Origin of the sequence: Streptococcus oralis (assembly GCF_003943395.1) — a bacterium.
Classification (GTDB): domain Bacteria; phylum Bacillota; class Bacilli; order Lactobacillales; family Streptococcaceae; genus Streptococcus; species Streptococcus oralis_BF.
In genome coordinates, this window is the sequence record NZ_RJPJ01000005.1 from 69,262 (window position 1) to 93,835 (window position 24,574).

At 40.6% G+C, this 24,574-nt stretch carries 23 protein-coding genes and 1 other annotated feature; of the genes, 1 reads left to right on the forward strand and 22 read right to left on the reverse strand.

The window, feature by feature from the left end; genetic code table 11:
• Positions 1–10: 10 nt before the first annotated feature.
• Positions 11–481, forward strand: a complete 471-nt coding sequence (locus D8802_RS05260; protein WP_125395055.1) for an arginine repressor — start codon at positions 11–13, stop codon at positions 479–481.
• 55 nt (positions 482–536) lie between these two features.
• On the opposite strand, the gene D8802_RS05265 is transcribed toward D8802_RS05260, so the two are convergent.
• The 22 genes from D8802_RS05265 to D8802_RS05370 form a co-directional block, all read right to left on the reverse strand.
• On the reverse strand, positions 537–710 hold the full coding sequence (locus D8802_RS05265) for a hypothetical protein (RefSeq protein WP_125395056.1): 174 nt from the start codon (positions 708–710) through the stop codon (positions 537–539).
• A gap of 9 nt (positions 711–719) precedes the next feature.
• The gene (obgE, locus tag D8802_RS05270; RefSeq protein ID WP_125395057.1) at positions 720–2,030 is read right to left on the reverse strand and encodes a GTPase ObgE; all 1,311 of its coding nucleotides are present in this window, start codon (positions 2,028–2,030) and stop codon (positions 720–722) included.
• A gap of 70 nt (positions 2,031–2,100) precedes the next feature.
• Positions 2,101–2,235: a DUF4044 domain-containing protein gene (locus tag D8802_RS05275; protein ID WP_000863854.1), complete on the reverse strand. Its 135-nt coding sequence runs from the start codon at positions 2,233–2,235 to the stop codon at positions 2,101–2,103.
• Positions 2,236–2,278: 43 nt separating this feature from the next.
• The gene (locus tag D8802_RS05280) at positions 2,279–2,470 is read right to left on the reverse strand and encodes a PspC domain-containing protein (RefSeq protein WP_185758201.1); all 192 of its coding nucleotides are present in this window, start codon (positions 2,468–2,470) and stop codon (positions 2,279–2,281) included.
• A gap of 22 nt (positions 2,471–2,492) precedes the next feature.
• On the reverse strand, positions 2,493–3,809 hold the full coding sequence (locus D8802_RS05285; RefSeq protein ID WP_125395058.1) for a glycosyltransferase family 4 protein: 1,317 nt from the start codon (positions 3,807–3,809) through the stop codon (positions 2,493–2,495).
• Between the two features lie 8 nt (positions 3,810–3,817).
• Positions 3,818–4,861 (reverse strand): glycosyltransferase family 4 protein, encoded by a 1,044-nt coding sequence (locus D8802_RS05290; RefSeq protein ID WP_472725596.1) that lies wholly within the window; start codon positions 4,859–4,861, stop codon positions 3,818–3,820.
• A gap of 112 nt (positions 4,862–4,973) precedes the next feature.
• Positions 4,974–5,303 (reverse strand): metal-sulfur cluster assembly factor, encoded by a 330-nt coding sequence (locus D8802_RS05295; protein ID WP_000331930.1) that lies wholly within the window; start codon positions 5,301–5,303, stop codon positions 4,974–4,976.
• Positions 5,304–5,317: 14 nt separating this feature from the next.
• Positions 5,318–6,427 (reverse strand): RNA polymerase sigma factor RpoD, encoded by a 1,110-nt coding sequence (gene rpoD / locus D8802_RS05300; protein WP_000201892.1) that lies wholly within the window; start codon positions 6,425–6,427, stop codon positions 5,318–5,320.
• Positions 6,428–6,429: 2 nt separating this feature from the next.
• Entirely contained in the window at positions 6,430–8,190 is a 1,761-nt protein-coding gene (gene dnaG / locus D8802_RS05305) for a DNA primase (RefSeq protein ID WP_125395059.1), read from the reverse strand.
• A 181-nt stretch (positions 8,191–8,371) separates the two neighbouring features.
• Positions 8,372–8,659 carry a hypothetical protein gene (locus tag D8802_RS05310; protein ID WP_260468402.1) on the reverse strand — a complete coding sequence of 96 codons (288 nt, stop codon included), beginning with the start codon at positions 8,657–8,659 and terminating at the stop codon, positions 8,372–8,374.
• A 12-nt stretch (positions 8,660–8,671) separates the two neighbouring features.
• Entirely contained in the window at positions 8,672–9,550 is an 879-nt protein-coding gene (locus D8802_RS05315; RefSeq protein WP_125395060.1) for a hypothetical protein, read from the reverse strand.
• Entirely contained in the window at positions 9,528–10,637 is a 1,110-nt protein-coding gene (locus D8802_RS05320) for an AAA family ATPase (protein WP_125395061.1), read from the reverse strand. The genes D8802_RS05315 and D8802_RS05320 overlap by 23 nt, the downstream gene beginning before the upstream one ends.
• Positions 10,638–11,589: 952 nt before the next feature.
• Positions 11,590–12,348: an ABC transporter ATP-binding protein gene (locus tag D8802_RS05325; protein WP_000125419.1), complete on the reverse strand. Its 759-nt coding sequence runs from the start codon at positions 12,346–12,348 to the stop codon at positions 11,590–11,592.
• Entirely contained in the window at positions 12,345–13,211 is an 867-nt protein-coding gene (locus tag D8802_RS05330; RefSeq protein WP_084860027.1) for an ABC transporter permease, read from the reverse strand. Before D8802_RS05330 ends, D8802_RS05325 begins: the two co-directional genes overlap by 4 nt.
• A 65-nt stretch (positions 13,212–13,276) precedes the next feature.
• Complete coding sequence (gene trpX / locus D8802_RS05335; RefSeq protein ID WP_125395062.1) at positions 13,277–14,272, reverse strand: tryptophan ABC transporter substrate-binding protein; 996 nt, start codon at positions 14,270–14,272, stop codon at positions 13,277–13,279.
• 116 nt (positions 14,273–14,388) lie between these two features.
• Positions 14,389–14,604 (reverse strand) — a binding site (T-box leader).
• Between the two features lie 95 nt (positions 14,605–14,699).
• On the reverse strand, positions 14,700–17,396 hold the full coding sequence (gene ppc / locus D8802_RS05340; RefSeq protein ID WP_125395063.1) for a phosphoenolpyruvate carboxylase: 2,697 nt from the start codon (positions 17,394–17,396) through the stop codon (positions 14,700–14,702).
• A 23-nt stretch (positions 17,397–17,419) separates the two neighbouring features.
• The gene (gene ftsW, locus D8802_RS05345; protein WP_125395064.1) at positions 17,420–18,643 is read right to left on the reverse strand and encodes a cell division peptidoglycan polymerase FtsW; all 1,224 of its coding nucleotides are present in this window, start codon (positions 18,641–18,643) and stop codon (positions 17,420–17,422) included.
• A 189-nt stretch (positions 18,644–18,832) separates the two neighbouring features.
• Positions 18,833–19,774, reverse strand: coding sequence for a peptidylprolyl isomerase PrsA (prsA, locus tag D8802_RS05350; protein ID WP_125395065.1), 942 nt, complete (start codon positions 19,772–19,774; stop codon positions 18,833–18,835).
• A 65-nt stretch (positions 19,775–19,839) separates the two neighbouring features.
• On the reverse strand, positions 19,840–20,553 hold the full coding sequence (locus D8802_RS05355; RefSeq protein WP_125395066.1) for an O-methyltransferase: 714 nt from the start codon (positions 20,551–20,553) through the stop codon (positions 19,840–19,842).
• Position 20,554: 1 nt separating this feature from the next.
• Positions 20,555–22,357, reverse strand: coding sequence for an oligoendopeptidase F (pepF, locus tag D8802_RS05360; protein WP_125395067.1), 1,803 nt, complete (start codon positions 22,355–22,357; stop codon positions 20,555–20,557).
• A gap of 18 nt (positions 22,358–22,375) precedes the next feature.
• Positions 22,376–23,332 (reverse strand): competence protein CoiA, encoded by a 957-nt coding sequence (locus D8802_RS05365; RefSeq protein ID WP_125395068.1) that lies wholly within the window; start codon positions 23,330–23,332, stop codon positions 22,376–22,378.
• Positions 23,333–23,408: 76 nt separating this feature from the next.
• The gene (locus tag D8802_RS05370) at positions 23,409–24,557 is read right to left on the reverse strand and encodes a PDDEXK family nuclease (protein WP_125395069.1); all 1,149 of its coding nucleotides are present in this window, start codon (positions 24,555–24,557) and stop codon (positions 23,409–23,411) included.
• Positions 24,558–24,574 lie beyond the last annotated feature (17 nt).

Sequence of the window (24,574 nt, forward strand, 5' to 3'; positions counted from 1 at the left end):
TCAGCCTCATATGAATAAATCTGAACATAGACACCAACTCATCCGTGCACTTGTAGCCAAAAATAAGATTCATACACAAGCAGAGTTGCAAACTTTACTAGCTGAAAATGATATTCAAGTCACACAGGCCACTCTCTCACGCGATATCAAAACCATGAATCTATCAAAAGTTCGCGAAGCAGATCATTCTTACTATGTCTTAAATACTGGTTCCATCTCCAAGTGGGAAAAACGCTTGGAAAACTATATGGAAGATGGCCTGATCATGCTACGCCCTGTCCAGCATCAGGTTGTCCTCAAAACCTTGCCAGGCCTTGCCCAATCTTTTGGAGCTGTTCTTGATGCTCTCGATTTCAAACAAATCATTGCCACCGTATGTGGTGATGATGTCTGCCTTCTTATCTGTGAAAATGCTGAAGAAGCACAGACTTGCTTTGAAATTCTTAAAAAATTTGCGCCACCATTTTTCTTCAATGACTAAAAAATTCCCCGTGATAAATACGATCACGGGGTTCTCTTTTATCAATGTTGATAGGCTATTTTTCTTCTTTATCAGCCTTCTCATGGCCTTTTTTTTCTCGTGCCAATCTAAGAGCACGTTTGGGATTGAGACGATTAAACAATTCTTCTAGTTTCTTTTCATTCCATACATCTGCTGCAGAAACAAAATTTCCATCTGCATCTCGGAATGATATCGGTTTATCTCCCATATCAATCTCCTAGTCTACAAATTCAAACTCAAATTTACCAATTCGGACCAGATCTCCATCCTTGGCTCCACGCGCACGAAGGGCTTCGTCAACCCCCATACCACGTAACTGACGAGCAAACTTCATGACAGACTCATCACGGTCAAAGTTGGTCATGTTAAAGAGTTTCATGAGTTTTTCACCAGAAAGTACCCATGTAGCATCATCATCGCGGCTAATTTCAAAGGCTTTTTCTTCCTCATCAAAGCCATAGTAAGCTTCTTCTTCCATATCAGACTCATCATAGAGCAAGAACTCAGGAGTCTTATCCAACAATTCAGCTGTCGCATCCAAAAGGGGCGCCAAACCTTGCTTAGTCAAACCAGAAATAGGGAAGATTGCTGGAAGTTCTTCAAACTCGTCGTAGTTTGCTGCCAATTTTTCCTTGAAGATTGCAAGATTTTCCTGACTTTCAGGCATATCCATCTTATTGGCTACAATAATCTGTGGACGCTCCATGAGACGAAGGTTGTAGGATTCCAATTCATTATTGATAGCTAGGTAGTCCTCGTAAGGATCACGCCCTTCGCTAGCCGACATATCGATGACATGGAGGATAACTCGAGTGCGTTCGATATGACGGAGAAACTGGGTTCCAAGACCAACACCTTGACTGGCCCCTTCAATCAAACCTGGAAGGTCTGCTACGGCAAACGATTCACCTGACTGGGTACGAACCATACCTAGATTTGGGACAATTGTCGTAAAGTGGTAAGCACCAATCTTTGGTTTGGCTGAAGTAATGACACTAAGCAAAGTTGACTTTCCAACAGATGGGAAACCGACCAAACCGACATCCGCCAAGATCTTTAATTCCAGTTGCAACTCACGTTCCTGACCTGGTTCTCCATTCTCAGAGATTTCAGGTGCAGAATTTTTTGGTGTCGCAAAACGGATGTTTCCGCGACCACCTCGACCGCCATGTGCCACGATAAATTCTTGACCATGTTCAATCAAGTCTGTAATCACTTTTCCTGTCTCAGCGTCACGTACAGTTGTTCCTTGTGGTACACGAACACGAAGGTCTTCTGCACCACGTCCATGCATTCCTTTGGTCATCCCTTTTTCACCGGATTCGGCCTTAAAATGACGGTTATAGCGGAAATCCATCAAGGTACGCAAGCCTTCGTCTACAACGAAAACAACGTTACCACCACGTCCGCCATCGCCACCCCAAGGACCGCCATTCGGGACATACTTTTCACGGCGAAAGGCAACCATACCATCGCCACCATTACCAGCCTTGACCTTGATCTTGGCTGTATCTAAAAACATACTCATATTTTCTTCTCGCTTTAAAAAGGACTGGAAAATCCAGTCATTAGTTATTGTTTCTATCTTAGCAACTTGCTTAGAATCTGCTAAAAGCTCCAAGCGCTGTCGCAAAGATACCAGCAAGGGTTACAAACAACATAATTAGCACGACAAAAAGCGTTACTTTTTCAAACATTGTTTTTTTACGTTTTCCATTATCTCCAAAAGCCATTTGGACTCCTTTTTATTTCTCTTTGTTCTATTCTAATTCTTTTTTAATATTCTCTAGAAACAGGTGCAATTACCCATAAAATCAAGTAAGCAAGTACCCCTGCCCCATAACAAAAGGCAAGAACGCCCCAAATCACACGGACAATAGTAGGGTCAATATCAAAATAGTGGGCTACACCTGCGCAAACGCCTCCAATTTTTTGATCTCTACCACTTCTCATAAATTTTTTTGCCATATTTTATTCTCCTATATTTTTACTAATCTCTCCAGTAATCTCGGATGCTAGACAACTGCTTTTTAGAAGCCTTTAATATTCGTTTAGACTCTTTAACCGGAGCTGAAACAGCCTGCTGAGGTAGGTACAAAATAGTTTTTAAGAATCGCTGTGTCATAGGCTCATCTCCACGTAGTTCCTGCTCAAATTTATTTGAAATCATCGCATCGAGATAAAACTCATGAACTCGCTTCCCAAAATTCTCAGCCGAAATCTCATACAACTTATCCGCCAACTTTTGTTCAGACATATCCGGAGTAGCTATCAAGGCTTCGAGGATAGCGCCCGCAAGCTCTCGTTCTCCATAATAAAGTGTTCCAAACATTTTGTCACTGATCAGATTATCCAGATAAGGATTGCCATGAGCGATAACAGGCGTTCCACTGGCTAGACTCTCTAGATAAGTCAAGCCTTGGGTTTCACTAGTGGATGCAGAGATAAAGAAATCAGCCGCTTTATAGTATAAGGCTGTCTCACTTGGAGCAATCATACCAGTAAAAATCACATGATCTTGAATTTGCAACTGGACGGCTTGTTCTTTCAGACTGTCCAAATAAGGACCGTCACCAGCAACAACCAGCTTCACCTTGTCTTCTTCTTTCAAAACCTGCGCAAAAGCGACTAGGACCGCTTGGATATTCTTCTCAAAGGAGATACGAGAAAGACTCAGTAACATTTTCTCGCCTTCCTGAATGCCTAACCTAGAACGAAGTTCTTTCAAGTTTTCCTCTTTGATCTCAGGTCGTTCAAACTTAGCCAACTCAATTCCAGTTGGGATGACACGCTTTTCAACCTTGACTTTGTATTTAGATAAAAGGTCACGAACAATCTCACTAGGGCAAATCACGCCATCTACATCATGAAGGAAGCCACGCACCAAATATTTTACCATACTCGGACGAATTAGCAACCCCTTAGCAATGTAATGCACATAGTCTTCATACTGGGTATGGTAGGTATGAATAACTGGAATTTTCAATTCTCTTGCAATCCAAATCCCAAGCAAACCTAGTGAAAACTCTGTTTGGGTATGAATGATATCCAGCTGATACTGTTTGGCAATTTCAAGCGCCTTTGTAAAACCACGATAGGCAAATCGTCGATCTTTAAATGCAAAGAAAGGGACACTCGGAATTCGAATGATTTGCCAATCCTCGTAGCGGTTCACGTCTTTATCTGTGGTTGTAAAGATAAAAACTGCATGTCCTTGCTTTTCAAGCTCTGTCTTCAAGGTTCGAATACTGGTCGCAACCCCAGAAACCTGAGGGAAATAGGTGTCAGTAAATAAACCAATTCGCATAGATTACCTCACTTCTTGCCTAGAGCTGCCTGCTCCTGATAGAACTTCAACCAGATTTCCAACAAATGCTCCTCAGAGTACTCTTTGGAGATCTCACGCGCTTTTTCTTTCAAGTCTTTTAAGGCTTCCTGGTCATTCTTGTATTCTAGGATTGCTTCTCTCATCTCAGAAACATCACTTGTCGCACGATAATTCCCTTCGAGAATGACCTTGTATAGATCTAAATCCCTCAACATAATCGGCGCTTCACAACTTGCTGCCTCTAAGATAGTCATTGGGAATAGTTCGTTGTAACTTGGTAGCAAGAACAAATCAGCCAAAGCGTAGAGCTCTCGCATTCGCTCTGGAGGAACAATACCTGGGAAAATTAGATTTTTAGGTGGATTCTCCATGATTTTTTTATAGCGTTCATAACCGTCTGTCATCCCACCAAATGAAAAACCACCCGCCCAGATAAAAGTAATTTCTGGCAATTCCTTCGCAAGGCGAATAAAGTCATCAATTCCTTTACGTTTCTGAACCTGACCTGCACCGACAACAACAAACTGATCTTCGGCTAAATCCATTTCCTGACGAAGTTTAGCTACTTGGTCAGCTGGCAGTGGATGCCATTTTTCCTTATTTACAAAGTTTGGAATGTAAGTTACTTTTTCACGAGGAATACCAGCTGCCACCAAATCCTCGATAAACATGGGGTTGACCACCACCAAGTGTTCCATTCGGTTGTAAAATGAAAAAACATAGCGTTTGATGATTCCCTTTAAGAAAAATGGAATTTTCAGACTTCCCTCAAGCGTGTCAGGCAAAAAATGCACATAGCCAATTTTTCTCCCAGATCGCTTCTTTTGGAATGTAGATAAATAATAAGGGAAATCAATGGTATGAAAGTGGGTTACATCAGCCTCAACAGGAAGGTTTTCCGTAACAATTAACTGATCTTGGGCATCACGATGTAGGAGACGTACCAACTCACGGTAGGCTCCTGATACTCCTTGACCAGCCACTTTTTCACTTGAACTTAGCATATTGACACGCAATTTTTCGTTTTCCATACCATTCATTATACCATTTTATTTCCAGAAAATCAGCAAAAGAAAGAAGAGACAAGAGGAAAAAGAGGAATTTACCCTATTTTCCAATCGTCTCTCGAATTTTTCTTAGTCTTTATTTAATTCCTAGGGCGATACGTGCGTATCGGCTCATTTTTTCAACCGTCCAGGCTGGATACCAGACCAATTTAACCTCGGTATTGGTTACCTCAGGCACATCTGTCATCGCATCGTGTATCTGGTCTGTCAAAAGGTCAGCCAGTGGACAGCCCATGGTTGTCAAGGTCATATCAATTTCAGTGTGACCTGTCTCACCATCAAAACGAATTTCATAAATCAAACCTAGGTTGACAATATCAATCCCCAACTCAGGGTCGATAACTTCTTCCAAGGCATTTAAAATGCGTGTTTTGATCGTTTCAATTTGCTCTTCTGTATAAGCCATGTTATTCCTCACTCTTAGTCTTCGATAAAATCACGAAGGGGTTTGCTGCGACTTGGTTGACGCAATTTTCTCAAAGCCTTGGCCTCGATCTGACGGATACGCTCACGAGTCACGTTAAAGACTTTACCAACATCTTCAAGAGTACGCATTTTTCCATCGTCCAAACCAAAACGAAGACGCAGAACGTTTTCTTCACGGTCTGTGAGAGTATCCAAAACCTCATCCAACTGCTCACGCAAAACGATACGAGTTGTGTAGTCTACTGGATTTTCAATCACTTCGTCTTCAATAAAGTCCCCAAGATGGCTATCGTCTTCTTCACCAATCGGTGTTTCAAGTGATACTGGCTCTTGGGCGATTTTCAAGATTTCACGCACCTTGTCAGGTGTCATATCCATACGTTCGGCGATCTGTTCAGGTGTTGGATCTTGACCCAATTCTTGAAGGAGATTCCGCTGTTCACGGACAAGTTTGTTAATGGTTTCAACCATGTGAACAGGAATACGAATGGTACGCGCCTGATCAGCGATGGCACGAGTGATCGCCTGACGAATCCACCAAGTTGCATAAGTTGAAAACTTAAAACCTTTTGAATAGTCAAACTTGTCCACGGCCTTCATCAAGCCCATATTTCCTTCTTGGATCAAATCAAGAAACTGCATACCACGACCTACGTATCGCTTAGCAATCGAAACCACCAAACGAAGGTTGGCTTCTGCAAGACGCTGTTTTGCTTCGATGTCACCAGCTTCAACAGCTAGAGCCAATTCTTTTTCTTCTTCGTTGGTCAAGAGAGGAACAACCCCAATTTCCTTCAAATACATACGGACTGGGTCATTAACCTTGGCAGAAGTTGAGCCAATCAAGTCCTCATCACTGAGTTCTGGTTCTTCTTCTGCACTAAGAACACGCGCACTTGGATTTCCTTCGTTATCTGTGATAGAAATTCCAGCATCCTGAATCCGTTGCAAAAGGTCTTCAATGCCGTCTGCATCCAGGGTAAAAGGAATAACCAGACTTGAATTGATTTCATCATCTGTTGCTGTTCCTGTTTTTTTGTGGTTACGGATAAAGTCTGCTACTTGCACATCAAATGTCGTTACTTCTTTTTGTTTTGTTGCCATTATTACTCCATTCTTCTCTTTTGGGAAATCAATCGTTGCAATTCTTCCAAGGCTGTGTCTGTATCTCCTACATGACTAGCTTCCTGCACTTTCTTTTTAATCCTTAAATTGTCCTTGCTGAGGAGGGCACGGTTACGAGTCGCTTCGACTTCAGAAAGTTCTTGAGGCGACATCTCAGTTGGCAAATCTAGACCAAGAACATGGTACCAGGCATTTTCAACCTCAGGAGTCTGATGAGACAGTTCCTCTGATCCGATTTCTCCCTCTACACTTAATAATTCGTAAAGAATCTGAAATTCTGGGGTATCAAAGAAAAAATCTTCTCTTAAGCGGTAGTCATTTAGAACAACTGGATTCTCAGCCATTCTATAAAGGAGATGAGCCTCCGCTCTCATAACTGCTGTCAGTTGCCGCGTCACAGGCAAACTAATCGCTACTGGCCTAGGATTCTCCTTGACCCTCTCCTGCCTTTGAACAATCCGACTTTCATTTACAATCTGCTCCACCTGTTGGTAATCAAAGGAAGGTAGATTATCCGCCAGAATGTGGGTATAAGAATTCTGGGCAGTGATAGACTTTTCTTTGGCGATTAGGGGCGCAATCTTTTCAATGAACTCGATTTGCGCTTGCAAGTTATCACTATTTTCTGGCTTAAGCTGGTGAATATAGAACTCTATAGGACTAATCCGAGTCTTGGTTAAAAGGTAGGCCAGGTCTTCAGCAGAATTCTTTTGCAAATACTCATCTGGGTCCATGGCATCAGGTACTCGAACAACCTCCACTGAGAAGTCTTTTAACTCATCTAGTGCCTTGGCTGTTGCTGCCTGCCCTGCCTTGTCGCCATCATAGCTGAGAACAATTTTTTTAGTAAAGCGTTTGAGGTGGTCAACATGCTCCTTGCTTAAGGCTGTTCCCATGGAAGCTACAGCATTTTCTATACCAGCACGGTAGGCTGCGATCACATCCATGAAGCCTTCCATCAGGTAGAGTTCTGTAATCTTACCTGTTCCCTTTTTTGCCCTGTCCAAATGATACAATTCGTAACTCTTGTTAAAAATTGCAGTCGAGCGACTATTTTTGTACTTAGCAGTCTGAGTATCAGTTTCTTGCCAGACACGACCAGAAAAGGCAATAACCTGCCCCTTGTCATTGGTTAAAGGAAAGATGATACGTCCAAAAAAAGTATCATAAAATTGATTGCCATCTGACAGATAAAACAAGCCAGAATCCAATAATTCCTTTTCCTCAAACTTGCCAGATAAACGTTGGTAGAGATAGGTTCTCTCTGCTGGAGCTAGTCCAATCTGGAAATGCTTCAGAACATCATCCGTCAATCCACGTTTGTAGAGATAAGCCCTTGCTTCTTCTCCCATCTTGGTCGTCATGAGGATTGCATGGTAAAAACGGGCAGCTTCTTCATGCATATCATATAGAGCTTGATGAGGGGAAGCCTGTTGAGGACGAGACTGTACAGGCATAGCTAGTTGAATACCGACGCGCTCTCCTAAGAGCTGAACGGCTTCCATGAAGGATACACCTTGGTATTCTTCGATGAACTTAAAGACATCTCCTGAGCGCCCACATCCAAAACAGTGATAAAACTGCTTGTCTTCCACAACGTTGAAAGAGGGGGTCTTTTCACCATGAAAAGGACAGAGCCCTAAATAGTTCCGTCCAGCCTTCTGTAAAGAAATCACATCACCTATGACTTCCACAATGTTGGCATTGTTTTTGATTTCTTCAATGACTTGCTTGTCAACCATACACAATACCTCCATTTTATCATAGTTTCACGTTATCTAGTATAGCTTATTTCTGAAAAAAAGTAAACCATTTCATACCTTTTGCATACTTCTATTTCATAAGTTTCCAGCTATCATGAAAAACTGAATCATCTGAGCAAATCATTCTAATATTTGAAAGAAAAATAGAAGAAATAAAATCCTATTTCACTTGATCTTCGAAATTATTTTTCAATATTCTGCTAATATACTGACCATCTTTTCTACTAATACAAACCGTTGCAAAAGTCATCGGTGCTATATAAACTTCTCTTCTATATGACGGGTCGGTCAATACAGGCATAGAATAATAGGCATTCTTTTTATTTTTAAGGTCAATAAACCATTTACCTCCTAAATGCTTACGGAAGGTTTCACCGATATAAACGGTCAAACAATCCAACATCTTTCGGTCTGCTATCAAAGCATGGTGATCATCGTAGTGAGCCAAGATCTACTGTTTTTATGCTCCTTCTGTATCATCCCATTTATCTACGATCTCTCTCTCGCAATCCTGAAAACTTGCTAGATCTGGGAAATCTTTTTCCTTCATATAATCTAGCAAGAATTCCGCTACACTACTAAAGACAAAGCTTCTTTCATTACACTTAAACGTACTCAATTGTTTTTCAAATGTTTCTCTAGTAGAAACTTTTGCACGATACTCTTTAAAGTCAATAGTTGATAATTGATAAATCTCCCGACTAAGTAAGAGATGATAGAGTTTAATCCATTCAATATCCTGTTCACTAAAGGCTTGTCCAAAATTTAAATGATCTTTGTGATTTTCACAAACAGCCTTAAAAGTTTTACCAGCCTTCGTCTTTTTTTCATCTAATTTAAAATGATAAAAAACTACTTTATCAGAAGTCTTTTTCTGATAGAGCTTGAGAGCCTCTACCATTGGATAGCTGATGTACAACTTCCCTGCTCCTGTTTCATTTGAAAATTCATTTATCATCGCCGAAACTTCTCTCATATTCTGATCAAAGTCTAATTCAGATCTAGAACTGTGATGATGGCCATCCAAATCAAAAAACAAATAAATTTCCGAAACTTCTCTACGAGATAAGTTGACAATGTCATTTTGTTCATCTTTTTCTTTCTCACTTTCTAACTCAAGAATGTAAGAAAATAGGTCAACATCATCTGCTTCATTTGCAAATGATTCTTTATACTCTGTGTAATGACGATAGAGAGAATAGATATTTGTTTCATAAGGATAGATCTGTGATGCTTCAATCCCGATTGATTTAGCTATTTCTGATAAAAGTTTTGGTTCAGCTATCTTTCCTTCAACTACAAATACAATCCTGTTCTTACTCATCAAAAGCACCTGCATTATACATCTTTTCCAAATTATGAGCTATCCGTAATTCTTTCACGGTTAGAGAAGACAATTCCTTAATCTGGTTGTTCTGTACGATAAAATAACAATCCGGTCGCAACAAATCATTCGACATGATGGTTGTATTGTGAGTTGTAAACACGGATTGAACTTCTCCATTTCTGATTTTTTTCAAAATGGTTTCTGAAACTTCATTATGGTAATAGGCATCAAATTCATCAACAACCAAAAAGGTGATATCACTAAGTTGAATCATCCAATAGAAGAAAACCATGATCACTTTGGTCCCATGTGATGCCACACTATAGATATTAACTGTACGGTTTTTGAAACGAACCATAATAACAGAATTCCCCTCAGAATCTTCCCCTCGTTCCAATGAATAGTTGATATCAAATTCATGCAAAAAATGTTCTAATTCTTCTAATTTACCTGCATCCACAATCGCTGATGCGATATAACCTTGACTTGATTTAAATCCCTGATAAAAATTTCCCTCTGATGTTCCCGAACCAAAGAATAACATCCCTTCAACAAATCCTTTAAACTTCAAAAAAATACAGTTTGTTACATCTGATAGTTCTAAATTTGTGTTATTAAATATGTATTTCACAAAAGATAAGGAGAGATCTCTCGTTTTTGTATTTAAATTTTCTGCGCCAACCAATTGGACTTCACGCCTACCTGCCTGAAAATCTTCAAAGATAACGCAGTTGTCATTGATATAGACTTCCTCATCAAATACCTCTGTCATATTTTTCTTTTTATAGTGATAAACGACTCGGTCTTGATCAAACTTAAATTCATAAGAAAATACAGCAAAATCATCCGTACTATCAAAATTTATATATTGATTGTAGTGATTTTCTTGTTTTGTAAAATCGGTTAAATGAGTAGTAATGTCCATCACCGCATAGGTCAAATTAGATTTTCCTGATCCATTTTTCCCATAAAGAACAGAATTTTTCACAATTCCATTTTTGATACTTTCAGAATTAAAATTATATTTACCGGCAGATAAATCCCAAACAAATTCATTTTTAAAATTTTTGAAATTTTTCACCGAAAAACGTTGTAACATGACAAATCTCCTTAATCGTATTTTTTTTACGGTTGATTTATTATAGCACCTTTCCACCTGTTTTCCAAGTCAAAAGAAAGAAATTATGAAGAGATCCCCAATTATTCTAGTTTCTTGACCCACTTGGCCACCGTCATATGGCACAATCCATCAGTTTAGCACATTTTTTAAGTAAGGAGATTTATCCATTACAATATCTCTCAAGACTATCTCTAGCCTCATCAGATATTTCCAAACTTCTTATACAAAACTAAACTTCCTTATCTTTTGCAATTTGAATGCCTTCTTGTTGGCGTTTTCGGATATTCTAGGGCACTACTTGTGCTACAAAACTAAGAATTTGAAGTAGCAGAGCCGATGAGAACTTCCCTGTTAGACCATTGACCTGCTCCTTCGTGTTGAGTAAGGGAAGATCAAAAACAATAATTTCTATTTCTTTTTTACAGTTAGGATGAGCTAGTGTTCAATAATTTCTTCACAGTTGCGTCCCAAGCAATCATTTGATTTGATGTATAGCTCATCCACACCCCATAACTATCTCGCCAAACGCCAGTATCTCTTCCGAGCAAAATTTTTTCCTGATTTCTTATCTGTAATAATCTTCTCACACCCTAATTTTTCCAAGGCTTGCAACTAACTCCTAAGCCAACTTTCATCCCTTTGTCGAAATCTTCGTATACCCATATTTCATGATTGACCTCCAAAAATAATGATATGGATTATTAGCAGAAAAAATCTAGGAGTTTGAAGAAGTAAACGTGATGAGCGATTTTAATTTTTTCATCAGAATGTGAAAATAAAAATGCCTTATAGTTGGAGTGAAAATTAGTGTAGGATATGAACCTAGCTATGGAAAACATAGCCACTGATTTTGTTGACAACTAGTAATACAAAAAAACTTAGAAGTAAAAATTTCACTTCTAAGTTTATTCTCTCAATTATTTAAAATCAATTACTCAAAAAGTTGATAGTAGTCTGAAATTTTCATCTTAGCTTTTTCTTCTTTATTGAGATCTTGGATGATACGGCCTTCCTTCATGACTATCAGACGATTTCCATACTTCAGTGCATCCTCCATATGGTGGGTAATCATCAAGGCTGTCAGATGATCCTTGCTGACAAAGTCATCTGTTAACTCCATCAAAGCAACACTGGTCTTTGGGTCGAGAGCTGCTGTGTGTTCATCCAACAAGAGCAACTCTGGTCTCTTCAAGGTTGCCATCAAGAGACTCAAGGCCTGGCGCTGGCCACCTGAAAGAAATTCAATCGGAGTATCTAGATGCTTTTCAAGGCCATTTCCCACTTTTTCAATGGTGGCTTGAAATTCTTCTCTATGGCTTGAAAGTCTCCTAGGAAGGAGTCCTCTCTTCTCACCACGAAACTTGGCAATCAAGAGATTTTCCGCCACTGTCATACGGGGAGCCGTACCCATTTTAGGATCCTGAAAAACACGAGACAAGTACTTAGCCCGCTTTTCAGGTGAAAAATGCGTCACATCCTCGCCCATGATACGGATACTTCCGCTTGTTAAAGGTAAGGTACCCGCAATAGTGTTAAAAAGCGTTGACTTCCCAGCTCCATTTCCACCTAGGATGGTAATGAAGTCATGTTCGAAAATTTCAAGAGAAACATCATTCAGAATGATTTTTTCCTCGTCAAAGCCATTCGTGATGACTTTGGTGGCATTTTTTAATTCTACAATTGCTGTCATTTGCTAAACTTGACTCCTTTCAGGTATTTACTTTTGAAGGTTGGAATCATGAGGCAAACTGCCAAAATCAAGGCGCTGTACAAACGAAGATAACTTGTATTAAACCCAAGAGCAATCACTCCCCAGACGAGGAACTGATAAGCAATAGAGCCTACAACGATGGTCATGAGTCGCTCTGCCAAGGTCAAACTCTTGAACAAAACCTCACCAATAATCAAGCTAGCAAGCCCTACGACAATCACACCGATTCCTCGAGAAACATCTGCATATCCTTCTTGTTGAGCAATTAAGGCCCCTGCAAGCGCGATAATCCCATTTGAGAGAACCAAGCCCATGAGTTCCATACGTCCCGTATTGATACCAAAGCTACGAGCCATATCAGGATTATCACCTGTAGCGATGTAGGCTTGACCTAATTTAGTATCAAGGAAAAAGAGCATAAGGCCAATAACAAGAGCTACAAAGATTAGTCCAGTCAGGAGTTGGTTAAGGTCCGAATCAAAAGGTAAGACATCCTGAATTTGCTTTGTTCCAAGAAGCCCCAGATTGGCACGTCCCATGATCATAAGCATGATGGAATGGCAGGAAGTCATGACCAAAATTCCTGATAAGAGGGTTGGAATGTTTCCTTTGGTATATAAGAGTCCCGTCGCCATTCCAGCTAGACAACCCGCACCTACTGCAGCTAAGGTCGCTAAAAATGGATTGACTCCCTGTGTTATCAAGGTTACAGCTACTGCTCCCCCTAGAGGAAAAGAACCTTCAGTAGTCATATCAGGGAAATTCAAAATTCGAAAAGTCATAAAGATTCCCAAACCTAGAATCGCCCAGACCATTCCCTGAGAAATAATGGATACTATCATAATCTTTCACTCATTTCTTTCTTTAGTAAAAATGGGAGGAGATGTCCCCAACTCCTCCTTTATCTTTATTCAATCACTTGTCCTGCTTCTTTTAGAACAGACTCAGGAATGGTTATACCAAGTTCCTGCGCTAGTTTTTTGTTAATCACTGACTTACCAGTTGAGAAGACATTAACTGGAGTATCAGCTGGTTTTTCACCTTTCAAAACTTTGGCAATCATCTTACCAGTAGCCACTCCAAGATCGTGTTGGTCAACTACTACAGATGCTAATCCACCTGCTTCTACCATGGCAGTTGCGCTTGGGTAGATTGGTTTTTTAGCTGTTTGGTTGCTTGATACAACTGTTGAGAATGCGGATGCAATGGTGTTGTCAATTGGAACCCAAATCGCATCGACCTTGCTGGTCATAACATTGACTGTTGAAGCAATTTCATTGGTTGATGGAACGGCAAAGGTTTCGACTGTCAAACCTGCTTTTTCAGCATAAGCCTTGAATTCTTCTACCTGTGTTTTTGAGTTATCTTCGCTACTTGAGTAAAGAGCGCCGATTGTTTTGACATTTGGTGTCAAAGTTTTAATCAATTCCACTTGCTGTTCAGCTGGGTTATGATCTGACACCCCTGTGATGTTGCCACCTGGTTTTTTCAAATCTTTGACCAAGTTAGCACCGATTGGGTCTGTAATAGCAGCCATGATAACAGGTAGGTCTTTTGTAGCACTAGCGAGTCCTTGAGCAGCTGGTGTCGCAATCCCAACAACAACATCGTTTCCATTTGCTACCAATTGTTTACTCATGGTTGCAACCTTGCTCTGATCCCCTTCAGAGTTCATAAAGTCGATTTTCACTTGGTCACCTTTATAGCCTTCTTCAGCTAATCCATCTTGAATCCCTTGGTAAATCAAGTCCAAGGATGGGTGACTAACAAATTGAAGGACACCAACCTTAGCAACTTTTTGCTCCACCTTAGCTGCTGGCTTGTTCATAGATGAATAGATCAAACTAGCTACTACCAATACTGCTAATCCAGCGATAATTCCAATTAAACGTTTATTTTTCATATTTTTTCTCCTTTTAAATCACTTGTATAATGCTCTTTTAAACAAAACAAGCGACGCCATCGTTTAAATTCCATCATCATCCTCCTAATAGAAAAAGTCCTCACACAAAAAACTTGTGTGAGGACGTCGATGCGCGGTGCCACCTCAATTATAGGGACTATCCCTATCGCTCTTTCTCGCATTCACGAGTTGCACTGTAAGGTGTGCTCACCGAATTTTTATGATTTCAAATTCCTAAGAACATTCAGCCCAATTTCATCAATTTCATCTATCTGCTTTCACCAACCACAGACTCTCTAAAAAATGAGCATGATTACTTTCTGAATGTTTAAATTATATCATTTTTCAACTACTTGTCAAGCTTATTTTTAGAATTCTTTAAACAATTCAAAAACTTCCCCTAGAAAAAGAGGAAGTTTAGAAAATATCAGCCTGAATTACGCAGACCAGTTGCAATTCCATTAATGGTTGTATGGATCAATCTTTCTTCGTCTGCCGACAATTCACCACGACGTTGACGTTTGATTAACTCCAACTGGATGTAGTTAAGGATATTAAAATAAGGCATACGATAGTTTAGACTGTCTTTTAGGTAAGAGTTTTCTGCCAAGAGTTCGTCATAACCTTCGATAGCTAAAATAACGTTCTTGGTCAACTGCCATTCATCTAAAATAGTGTAATAGATAGCCTGCACTTCTTCATCTTCACAGAGCTTGGCATATTCAAAAGCAATGTTCATATTAGACTTAGATAAGACCATGTCCACATTAGAGAGCAGGGATTGGAAGAAAGGCCAGTTTTGGTACATGTCACGGAGGATCTCAATATTATCAGGATTCTGATCAATAAACTCTTTGAAGCTTGAACCCACGCCATACCATCCAGGAAACATGACACGACTTTGTGACCATGAGAAGACCCAAGGGATAGCACGCAAACCGCCGATTTCAGTGATTGTCTTACGAGCAGCTGGACGCGAACCGATGTTGAAGCTTGAAATAGCTTTGATTGGGCTTGATTCAAAGAAATAGTCATAGAAATGTTCATTTCCAAAGACCAAATCACGGTAGATATCGTAGCTGCGGTCCACTACTTGATCCATGATAGCTTCATAACGATTTGATGTGTTAGTATCACTCTTCTTCTTGGTAATCATACGGTTAATGGCTGCAGAAACCAACATTTCAAGGTTATAATAGGCAGCGTCTTTGTTTCCGTATTTGTTTCCAATCACTTCTCCTTGCTCAGTCAGACGGATGCGATCCTTAATAGACTTGAGTGGTTGGGATGTGATAGCTTCATAAGTTGGTCCACCACCACGACCCACAGTACCACCACGACCGTGGAAGAAGGTAACTTTAACACCAAATTCGTCACCGATAGCAGTCAGTTGCTGTTGAGCTTTATAGAGAGTCCAACATGATGACAGGTAACCACCGTCCTTGTTACTATCAGAGTAGCCAAGCATGATTTCTTGGTAGTTGTCTTTTGAAGCAATCCATTTTTTAGCCAAAGGAAGAGAGAAATATCTTCTCATGGTTTCTTCTGAGTGATCCAAATCTTCAATCGTTTCAAAGAGGGGAACAATCTGAACGCGGGCTTTTTGGGCATCCACCAAGCCGACTTCCTTAAGCATAATGGCTAGCTCTAACATATCGGATACACTGGTTGCGTGAGAAATGATGGTTTGACGAATAACATTTTCACCTAGTTTGTCCTTCAACTTGCGCGCAGCTTTAAAGATAGATAGTTCTTTTTCAAGCAGTTCTGACTTTTCAGCATGAGTCGCTGAGAGGATACGAGGATCTTCTTCCAACTCTTTTAAGAGGAGGGTACATTTTTCATCTTCAGAAAGGTCACTATAGTGGTTGTTGATCCCTGCGGATGCTAACAATTCTGCCACACAAGCTTCATGAACACTAGAGTCCTGGCGCATATCAATAGAGGCAAGATAGAAGCCAAAGATTTCAACTGCCTGCATCAACTCAACAAATTCTCCTGAAATCAGGTATTCACCTTTGTTCTCTAATAGAGAATCTCGGATGGCTAACAAGTCTTGGTAGAATTCATCTGCAGTGGCATATCTTGGATGAACATCCTTATCTTCGATAAGATAGGTCTTGGTTGCCTGCATCTTAGCTTGGATGTCAAAGAGGGCACGACGATAGAGTTCTTTTTCACGATAAATGGAATTATCTTGAGACTTCAGCGCCATCTCACGAACCTTGTCACTGACATTCACGATGCTGGTTGAAAGTGAAAATTCACGATAAAGATTGTAAATCTTCTCATCGTAGTAGTTCATGATGACTTCGCACTGAGTCAAGGCTGATTTGTTTAGGGTTTCCGCTGTTACGAAAGGATTTCCATCACGGTCTCCTCCGATCCACATCCCCATTGTAATCGGTTTTGGATGTTGGAGCTTGATACCTTGTTCCTTAGCTAGTTTCTTATACTCAGCCGTCAAACGTGGAACAGCATTCAGGAAAGAACTTTGGTAGTACTCCATCACGTTGGTGATTTCGTTGGTTACCTTCAATTTCTTCTCGCGAATCATGTCCGTTTGCATGATAATTTCAATGTAACGACGGAGATCTGTGTGCCACTTTTCTTTGTTAATCAAGCCGAGTTTGACATCACGGTACTTACGTAGGAGAGTGTGGATATGATTGGTCAAATCCAGCATACTCTTGCGTTGTACTTGCGTTGGATGGGCGGTCAAAACTGGAACTACATTCAGCTGCTCCAAAATTGCAGCCGCATTTTCTTTTTCAGCCACCATCTTAATGGTTGTTGACAGTTTTCCTAGATAGTCTTGGTCCACATTATTTTGGTGATTGATCTCATAAGCCAAATCCACATCTTCAGAGATATTGATCAAGAGTGGAAGGATTGAGAAATAGCGAGAAATATAGATCATTTCCTCGTTTGAAAGGCTGGTCACCAATTTATTGAGTCCTTGATAGTTTTCGCTTGTAGACAAATCCTTCAACTGCATGATTTTATCAAAAGTCTCTGGCGCAAGCATATTTTTAGTGATGTCTTCTAACAGCTCAGTCAAAATCAAGACTTCTTCTTGGACGACTGCTTTATTACTATAGTTTTCTAATTTTTGAAGTGACATAAACTTTCCTTTCCATACAATCCTTACAGAGTAGCAGAAGGCTGACTTTCATATTCTCTGATAAGTTTGGCACGTTTTTCGCTGGCATCGATATTTAGTACAAAGGCAATGGCTACAGATAAGACCAGAAGACTATTCCCCCCTTGTGAAAGGAAGGGGAAGGTTACCCCTGTAGAAGGAATCAACCCTGAAATTCCACCGATATTGACAAAGACCTGAACCAGAATCATCCCCCCGACACCGATAGCAACCATAGAGTTAAAGGGATCCTTCGCTCGAATACCAACCAAGATGATTCGCAAAATCAAGAAGAAGAGAAGTGCCAAAATCATACCCGCTCCTACAAATCCAAATTCCTCGATGACAATCGAAAAGACGAAATCCGTATGGGCTTCTGGCAAATAACCACGTTTTTCGATAGAATTTCCTAGTCCAAGTCCAAACCAGCCACCATTCACCATGGCATAGTAAGAATTTGCAAGCTGGTGTCCAGCGCCTGCCAAGTCATTAAAAGGATTAAAGAAGGCACTGAAACGTTTAGCAACGTAACCAAATACCGGAATTTGAGAAAACTTCTCAACGCCAACAAGACGAATGACAGACAAGACTAAAATGGAACTTCCTGCTAAGAGAGTTAGAATAGTCGAGAACCAACGATAGGCAATTCCACTGACAGTGTACATAAGCAGCGACACCAAGACCAGAATGGTCGCATTTCCCAAGTCAGGGAAAATTCCCAGACTACCAATCAAAACCAGTAAAACGAAACGCCAGTCGTTAAAAGCTCGAGGCAACCACTGATTCTGAGTCAAGACTTGGAAATCGTAAACAGCTATCTCATCTTGCTGTTTTGAGAATCGATGGGCTAGGTACCAAATAATGATAATCTTAAGATACTCTGCAGGCTGAATCGTTACAGGTCCTACAGAAATCCAACCGTAGGCACCATTGACTGGGGTTCCAATTAGCCGAGCCAAAGCTAGGAGAATCATCTCTACAAACATAACGATAAAAATCAAGCGTTCATTTCTTAAAAAACCAAGTTTCAGTTTATAAATTAAGGCAATCAAAACCAAACTAACTACCCAAAACATTCCTTGGTTCCGAGCTAACTGAAGAGCGCTTTTCCCTTCTTGGATCAAGGTAGCACTCGTCGTTGAGTAAACAACAATTAGACCCAAAATCGATAAAAGGAGGTAAGGAATCAAAATGGAATAGTTCAATAGGTGCCTTTTACTAATTTTCATATGTCACCACTCTAATAGAAACAGAGAAAACTGTTCCTAATTCCGTTTTATTTTCTAGTTTTGATTGCTATTATACCATTTTTTCAGAAAGAAAAAAACTCTTATCCTCCAATCCTTCGAATTTTGCTATTTGGCCGAAACTGATCACAAAAAAATACAAACTTCAAGACAAAGTTTGTATTTTCTTTTTTATTCTGCTGATGAGCTGCTGCTTGAGTTTGAGTCTGCACCACCAACGTATTGGGCAAAGATATTTTGGAAAACAGGATCTTTCACTTTAATATTTGCAGCTTGGAATTCTTTTCCGATAACACTTTGAACAAAGGAAGAATCGTTTTGTTTCTGAGCCAGGATGACCGTTTTCAATTTTTCTTTGTAGTCATCTAGGTTTGATGATTTTTCTGTTTTCTTGGTTAGCTTAATAATGTAGTATTGGGTACTGTAGGCTTGTGTTCCAGTCGCTGTGATAACATCAGAGACACCATTCACATCCAAGGCAAAGGCCGCCTTCTTGACTTGTTCTGGAAGTTCTGTTGAAGCAGAGTCAAAAGTGATTTCGCCACCATTTTCTTTTGTCTTGTCATCATTTGAGTTGTCTTTTGCCAACTGAGCAAAATCAGCTCCTTCAGCTTTTGCTTTTTCAAGCACTTCTTTGGCCTTGTCTTCATTATCCATACGGATGATCTGAGCTGTTACATCTGGTGTATAAGACTCAAAAGCTTTTTGGTAAGCTTCGTCTGTCAATTCGTTTTCTGCTGCTTTTTTAACTGCCAATTCGACCAACTTACTTGTGCGAATTTGAGCTTTACGAGTCTCAGGAGTCATACCCGCACGTGAAAGAACATTTTGATAACTGTCACCGTATTTCTTCTGCTCTTCAGCAACAGCATCATCCACTTCTTTATCAGTTACTTCTGACCCATATTGTTTTTCAAAAACTTTTTCAATGGCCATATTAAGCAAAACTTGTTGTGCAGCTGGGTTATTTTTGACTTGTTCATAAAATTGGTGCTCAGTGACGACATCACCCTTCATGCTGATGAGGTCAGCCCCTTCAGAACTTTTTGAACAAGCAGCCAAAGTCGCTACAGATAATAAGGTAATGGCTCCTGCCAATAGTTTTTTCTTCATGTTTACTCCTTTTATGGTAAGTTACCTTCTCTATTTTACTAAATTGTCTTAAATTTTTCTAAAAATCATTCACTCTCAGGAAGCTGCACATCTGCTACATTCTTTCTCAGCATGAGAATGCCGTCCCCAAGTGGAACTAGAGTCGCTGTTAGACCTGGATTGTCTAAAGTTGCGTCGAAAAGTCTTTGCAAACCTCGGTAAATGGTTCTCTGGCCCCGGCGAACTTCCATGATATCCTTGGCAACATCTCCTCCTTGGAAAATATCATCAAAGACCACCACTCCACCGACTTCCAAGTGTTTGAGGATTTCTGGTAGAAAGACGATATACTTGGACTTGGCCGAATCCATAAAGACAAAGTCATAAGTTTCTGTCAGACTAGACAAAACATCAACTGCGTCTCCCTCTAAGAGGGTGATTTGCTTACGTCTATCAAACTGGGCAAAGTTTTCCTTGGCAAAACCAATCATCTCAGGATTACGGTCAATCGTTGTAATCTTAGCATCTGGCGCATGCTCTGCCATCAAGAGTGCTGAAAAACCGATAGCTGTCCCAATCTCCAAAATGTTCTTAGGTTGCATAGTTTCCATGAGAAAACGGAAGTAGGCAACTGTTTCATGAGGAATGATGGGAATATTTTCCTTACGAGCAAAAGTCTCCAATTCTTTCAAGGAACCTGTCACCTGCTTTTGACGCTGGCGCATGAGTTCTACAATTTCTTCCTTTACGACGGGACGACGCATATTGTGATTGGCATTTTTACTATAAGACTCTACCATCTTAAGCTAGTCCCAATTTTTCAACAAGGGCTTCAAACTCGTTCAAGCGACGTTCAAAGACTGCAAAGGCATCGTTGAGATAGTCTTCTTTTTCCATATCCACTCCCGCTTTTCTCATGACATTGAGCGGATAGTCTGACTTACCTGCCTTGAGGTAGTCGATATAGCGGTCACGATCTTCTTGACTTCCATGGACAATCTTCTCAGCCAAGGCTGAAGCAGCTGCAAAACCAGTTGAATACTGATACACATAGTAGTTATAGTAGAAGTGAGGAATGCGTGCCCACTCGTATTGGATCTGAGGATTGTCTTCCTTGCTGAGTCCATAGTACTCTTGGTTCAAGTCAGCGTAGAGCTTATTGAGGAAATCACTTGTCAAGACTTCTCCATTTTGGTCTGCTTGGTGGATGGCATGTTCAAACTCAGCGAATTGAGTTTGACGGAAGACTGTTCCACGGAAACCGTCTAGGAAGTTATTGAGAATAGCAAAGCGTGTTGCATCGTCTTCTACTTCTTCCAACAATTTCTCTGTCAAGGTATTTTCGTTAGTCGTTGAGGCAATCTCAGCCAAGAAGATAGAGTAATCTCCGTAAACATAAGGCTGCGTTTCACGAGTATAGCTGGAGTGCATACTGTGACCTGTTTCATGAACAAGGGTAAAGAGATTATCTAGATTGTCCTGCCAGTTAAGAAGCATAAAGGCATTGGTATCGTAAGAACCACCAGAGTAAGCCCCTGAACGCTTGCCTTGGTTTTCATAGACATCAATCCAACGCTCACTGAAAGCCTGTTTGACACGGCTCAAGTAGTCATCACCCAAGACTGCCAAGGCCTCTTCTGCCTTTTTCAAGGCTTCCTCATAAGTAAAGCTGTATTCTACTGAAGATAGTGGTGTGTAGACATCGTACATCTTGAGATCAGAAATACCCAAGATTTTTGAACGAAGCTCGAGGTAACGATGCAAGAGTGGCAAGTGCTTGCGAACTGCTGCCACTAGATTGTCATAGACACTTTCTGGAACAAAGTTGGCAGCAAGGGCTGCATGGCGAGCGCTCTTATAGTTGCGAACTTTGGCACGGTAGTTTTGCACCTTGACATTTGTCTGCAAGGTCTTAGCGTAAGTGTGTTGGAATTGCTCGTAAGTCGCATAGAGGGCTTCATAGGCACCACGACGCACTTCACGATTTTTAGATTCCATCAAACGAATGTAAGTGCCGTGTGAGAGTTGCACTTCCTTGCCTTCATCATCAAGGACATATGGGAAGGTGATATCCGCATTGTCCAAAATAGCGAAAGTTTCACTAGCAGCGCCAAAGATTTCTCCTGCTCCAGCAAGTAATTCTTCCTCACGTTGCGAAAGAACATGGTCTTTCTTTTGCAAGAGCTTATCAAAAAAGTGCTTGTAAACTTGGAGTTTTGGTTGAGCTTCTAGGAAGGCCACATACTGCCCCTCACTAATCTCCATAAACTCAGGTTCATAGAATGAAAAGGCTTGTTCTAACTGACTGTATAGGGTCATTGCCTTAGCATAGTACTCTTGATACTTGGCTTCACGCGTGTCCTGGTCATTTTTCATATGCGCATAGACATAAAGCTTTTCAACTTGGCGTTCCAAGTCAAGTGAGAATTCTGTAATCTCAAGCAAACTGTCGGCGCTGTCCAAGAGATGTCCCTCATACTGGACTGCTGTTTGTACTTTTTCAGTTAAGTCTTTCAAGGCTTCTTCCCAAGCTTGGTCTGTTGGGTAGATCGTTGAAAGATCCCATGTATCTTTTTCATTTATTTCATGTCGTTGTAATACCATAAGATTCCTCCATCCTTTCTATTTTACCACATTTTTTGAGAAATATAAGTGATAAAAGGCTGGTGGATAGAGCTTTTGGCGATTATTTTTCGGATTTTTTTGATAGTAAGCCTGAAAATTTCTATAATAGCTAGTCAAATCCGTTTCAATCTGCAAAAAATCTCCTGATTCTATTGGTCTGACTTGGGGATACCAGTCGTCCAGTTGATGGTTTAATAAATTGTCCCCTTTTTGATAAGCCTCCTCCTGCTTCTTCATCCAGTAGGGCGTTTGGTAGTACAACTGCTGGCGAATGTAGTGACAGATAGTTGAATCTTGCATGACTGCAAAACTAGCTAGCTTTTGTTTTTGATAAGGGAATCGTAAAATTTCTAAGAGGTTTCCTTGACCATAGGAAAATTCCTTTACTCGAAAATGAAGCTTGCCACGTAGGTCCTGATGCAAAAGATATTTGAGTCTCAAAACTTGGTTTTTGAGATCTAGTTCCCAAACATAGAAACCCATATTATGACAAAAATAGAGAAATCCCCTTTGCAGTTTAGTAAGCCTCTCTTTTAACCAGAGTTTTTCTCCTAGTAGCCAGATAACTTGGTATCCCTGACTACGGTAGCCTTGACTTCTGTCACCTAAAATCTTTTGAGACAAGGGACTGCACTGAACCTCCAGAGCTAGTTTCCCATTGACGAGAACATCCGCAATCTGCTGGATCTCAGGCAGACTATATTCTAAGGCCACCTGATTGTCCTTCTTGGCCCAGTGATAGAGAGCCTCTTTGTTGCCCAAGTGTTCTGAACTTTCATTCTCAAAAATAGCCATACAATCTCTTAAAGATTCATGGGCAAAGTGCGTTCGAATACTCTGCCCTTGGCGCAATCGTAGTTCGCCTCCACAGGCTGGACAAGTATAAGCTTGCTTGGTCACATCTTTTTCGAGAGCATTCACTAATTTTCCCTTGGCATCTCTGGCTACAAACATGGTCTACCTCCTTTTCTCATTTATTCGAAAAAGAAACAAAAAAGACTGGAATTCCAGCCTTTCATGATATTATTTCTCATCTTTTTTGTCTCTTAGAATATTTTTTTAGCATGGGAATGAGATTGGAAATCTGCTCACTTCTAATGACGAGCACACCATATTCTTGGCAACGATTGGCATAAACAGGATTGATTTTCCCCGTACAAACAATCAACTTGAGGCAACTCTCCCCAGCAAAATGATTGGCATAGACTTCTAGCTCATTGATGGCTTCAACTGATAAATCCGTCATTTTGCAGGAGATGAAGGTAATCGAGCGGCCCTTTCTCAGAATGACATCAATCTCATTTTGAACATTGTCTGCCTCTGGAAAGATGCCATTCCAATCAATCTCACCACCTATCATGCATTCATCAAACAGCTGAGACTCCAGCGCTAAGAGATAAAGATACACCTCTAAAATATGCCCTTTGTTGCGACAAAAGACTTGGGCTTCTTGACTTGGAAAGCTGTAGCTTACTCGCTCCTTGTCCTCGCTTTCAATGCAAAGCATTCCCGCTTCCACAAGTAAAGAAATAAGGTATTCTGGATAGAGGTAATACTTGCCGTTGTTTTCCAGTATCTTTTCGGTTTCAGCATGCAGGTCATTGGTCTTAGCTAGAGAGAAAAATTGGGTCACTTGGTACCAGTGGGCAGGATTGGCAATAGCAGAGCTGGCTAGTTTTTTAATAGCCGCAATTTGCTGAGCTGAGTAGATAGGGCGTTTCGATTTGAGCATTTTACCACCACGTAAGGCTATCAACTGTTGGATGCTTAAGGTTGGAATGTCCAAGTCTTCTTTTTCTAACCGACCGGCTACCCACTTGTATTGTTTTCCTCGCTCGACATCCATGGCAACGATGGGGAGGTGGCGATCCAAGCCATATTGATAGAGAGATAGTGCTAGTAGTGAATCCCCACCAAAAACATCAAGAAGAACCTGGTCATAGCCTGCTAGACAATAATCTAACTGATCAGACAGCTGTTCTAAAGATAGCTGACGAAAGGTCACACGCTGGATATGGGGGACTTCTTCAAGGATAAACTGACGGAGAGAAAGCTTCTCATCATTGCTTATTTTCGTCAAAGAAAGGAAGAGAATCTCGTCACAATCACTGACAAAGGCTTGGTAGACATTCTTTTCCAATACATGCCGATCATACAGTTCCACCAAAAGACTCGTCATTGGACCACCTCCATCAT

Excerpts from the sequence above, each read along its gene's own strand:
- D8802_RS05260 (WP_125395055.1), top strand. The coding sequence starts at position 11 with ATGAATAAATCTGAACATAGACACCAACTCATCCGTGCACTTGTAGCC.
- D8802_RS05265 (WP_125395056.1), bottom strand. The coding sequence starts at position 710 with ATGGGAGATAAACCGATATCATTCCGAGATGCAGATGGAAATTTTGTT.
- obgE (WP_125395057.1), bottom strand. The coding sequence starts at position 2,030 with ATGAGTATGTTTTTAGATACAGCCAAGATCAAGGTCAAGGCTGGTAAT.
- D8802_RS05275 (WP_000863854.1), bottom strand. The coding sequence starts at position 2,235 with ATGGCTTTTGGAGATAATGGAAAACGTAAAAAAACAATGTTTGAAAAA.
- D8802_RS05280 (WP_185758201.1), bottom strand. The coding sequence starts at position 2,470 with ATGGCAAAAAAATTTATGAGAAGTGGTAGAGATCAAAAAATTGGAGGC.
- D8802_RS05285 (WP_125395058.1), bottom strand. The coding sequence starts at position 3,809 with ATGCGAATTGGTTTATTTACTGACACCTATTTCCCTCAGGTTTCTGGG.
- D8802_RS05290 (WP_472725596.1), bottom strand. The coding sequence starts at position 4,861 with ATGGAAAACGAAAAATTGCGTGTCAATATGCTAAGTTCAAGTGAAAAA.
- D8802_RS05295 (WP_000331930.1), bottom strand. The coding sequence starts at position 5,303 with ATGGCTTATACAGAAGAGCAAATTGAAACGATCAAAACACGCATTTTA.
- rpoD (WP_000201892.1), bottom strand. The coding sequence starts at position 6,427 with ATGGCAACAAAACAAAAAGAAGTAACGACATTTGATGTGCAAGTAGCA.
- dnaG (WP_125395059.1), bottom strand. The coding sequence starts at position 8,190 with ATGGTTGACAAGCAAGTCATTGAAGAAATCAAAAACAATGCCAACATT.
- D8802_RS05315 (WP_125395060.1), bottom strand. The coding sequence starts at position 9,550 with ATGCAGGTGCTTTTGATGAGTAAGAACAGGATTGTATTTGTAGTTGAA.
- D8802_RS05320 (WP_125395061.1), bottom strand. The coding sequence starts at position 10,637 with ATGTTACAACGTTTTTCGGTGAAAAATTTCAAAAATTTTAAAAATGAA.
- D8802_RS05325 (WP_000125419.1), bottom strand. The coding sequence starts at position 12,348 with ATGACAGCAATTGTAGAATTAAAAAATGCCACCAAAGTCATCACGAAT.
- D8802_RS05330 (WP_084860027.1), bottom strand. The coding sequence starts at position 13,211 with ATGATAGTATCCATTATTTCTCAGGGAATGGTCTGGGCGATTCTAGGT.
- trpX (WP_125395062.1), bottom strand. The coding sequence starts at position 14,272 with ATGAAAAATAAACGTTTAATTGGAATTATCGCTGGATTAGCAGTATTG.
- ppc (WP_125395063.1), bottom strand. The coding sequence starts at position 17,396 with ATGTCACTTCAAAAATTAGAAAACTATAGTAATAAAGCAGTCGTCCAA.
- ftsW (WP_125395064.1), bottom strand. The coding sequence starts at position 18,643 with ATGAAAATTAGTAAAAGGCACCTATTGAACTATTCCATTTTGATTCCT.
- prsA (WP_125395065.1), bottom strand. The coding sequence starts at position 19,774 with ATGAAGAAAAAACTATTGGCAGGAGCCATTACCTTATTATCTGTAGCG.
- D8802_RS05355 (WP_125395066.1), bottom strand. The coding sequence starts at position 20,553 with ATGGTAGAGTCTTATAGTAAAAATGCCAATCACAATATGCGTCGTCCC.
- pepF (WP_125395067.1), bottom strand. The coding sequence starts at position 22,357 with ATGGTATTACAACGACATGAAATAAATGAAAAAGATACATGGGATCTT.
- D8802_RS05365 (WP_125395068.1), bottom strand. The coding sequence starts at position 23,332 with ATGTTTGTAGCCAGAGATGCCAAGGGAAAATTAGTGAATGCTCTCGAA.
- D8802_RS05370 (WP_125395069.1), bottom strand. The coding sequence starts at position 24,557 with ATGACGAGTCTTTTGGTGGAACTGTATGATCGGCATGTATTGGAAAAG.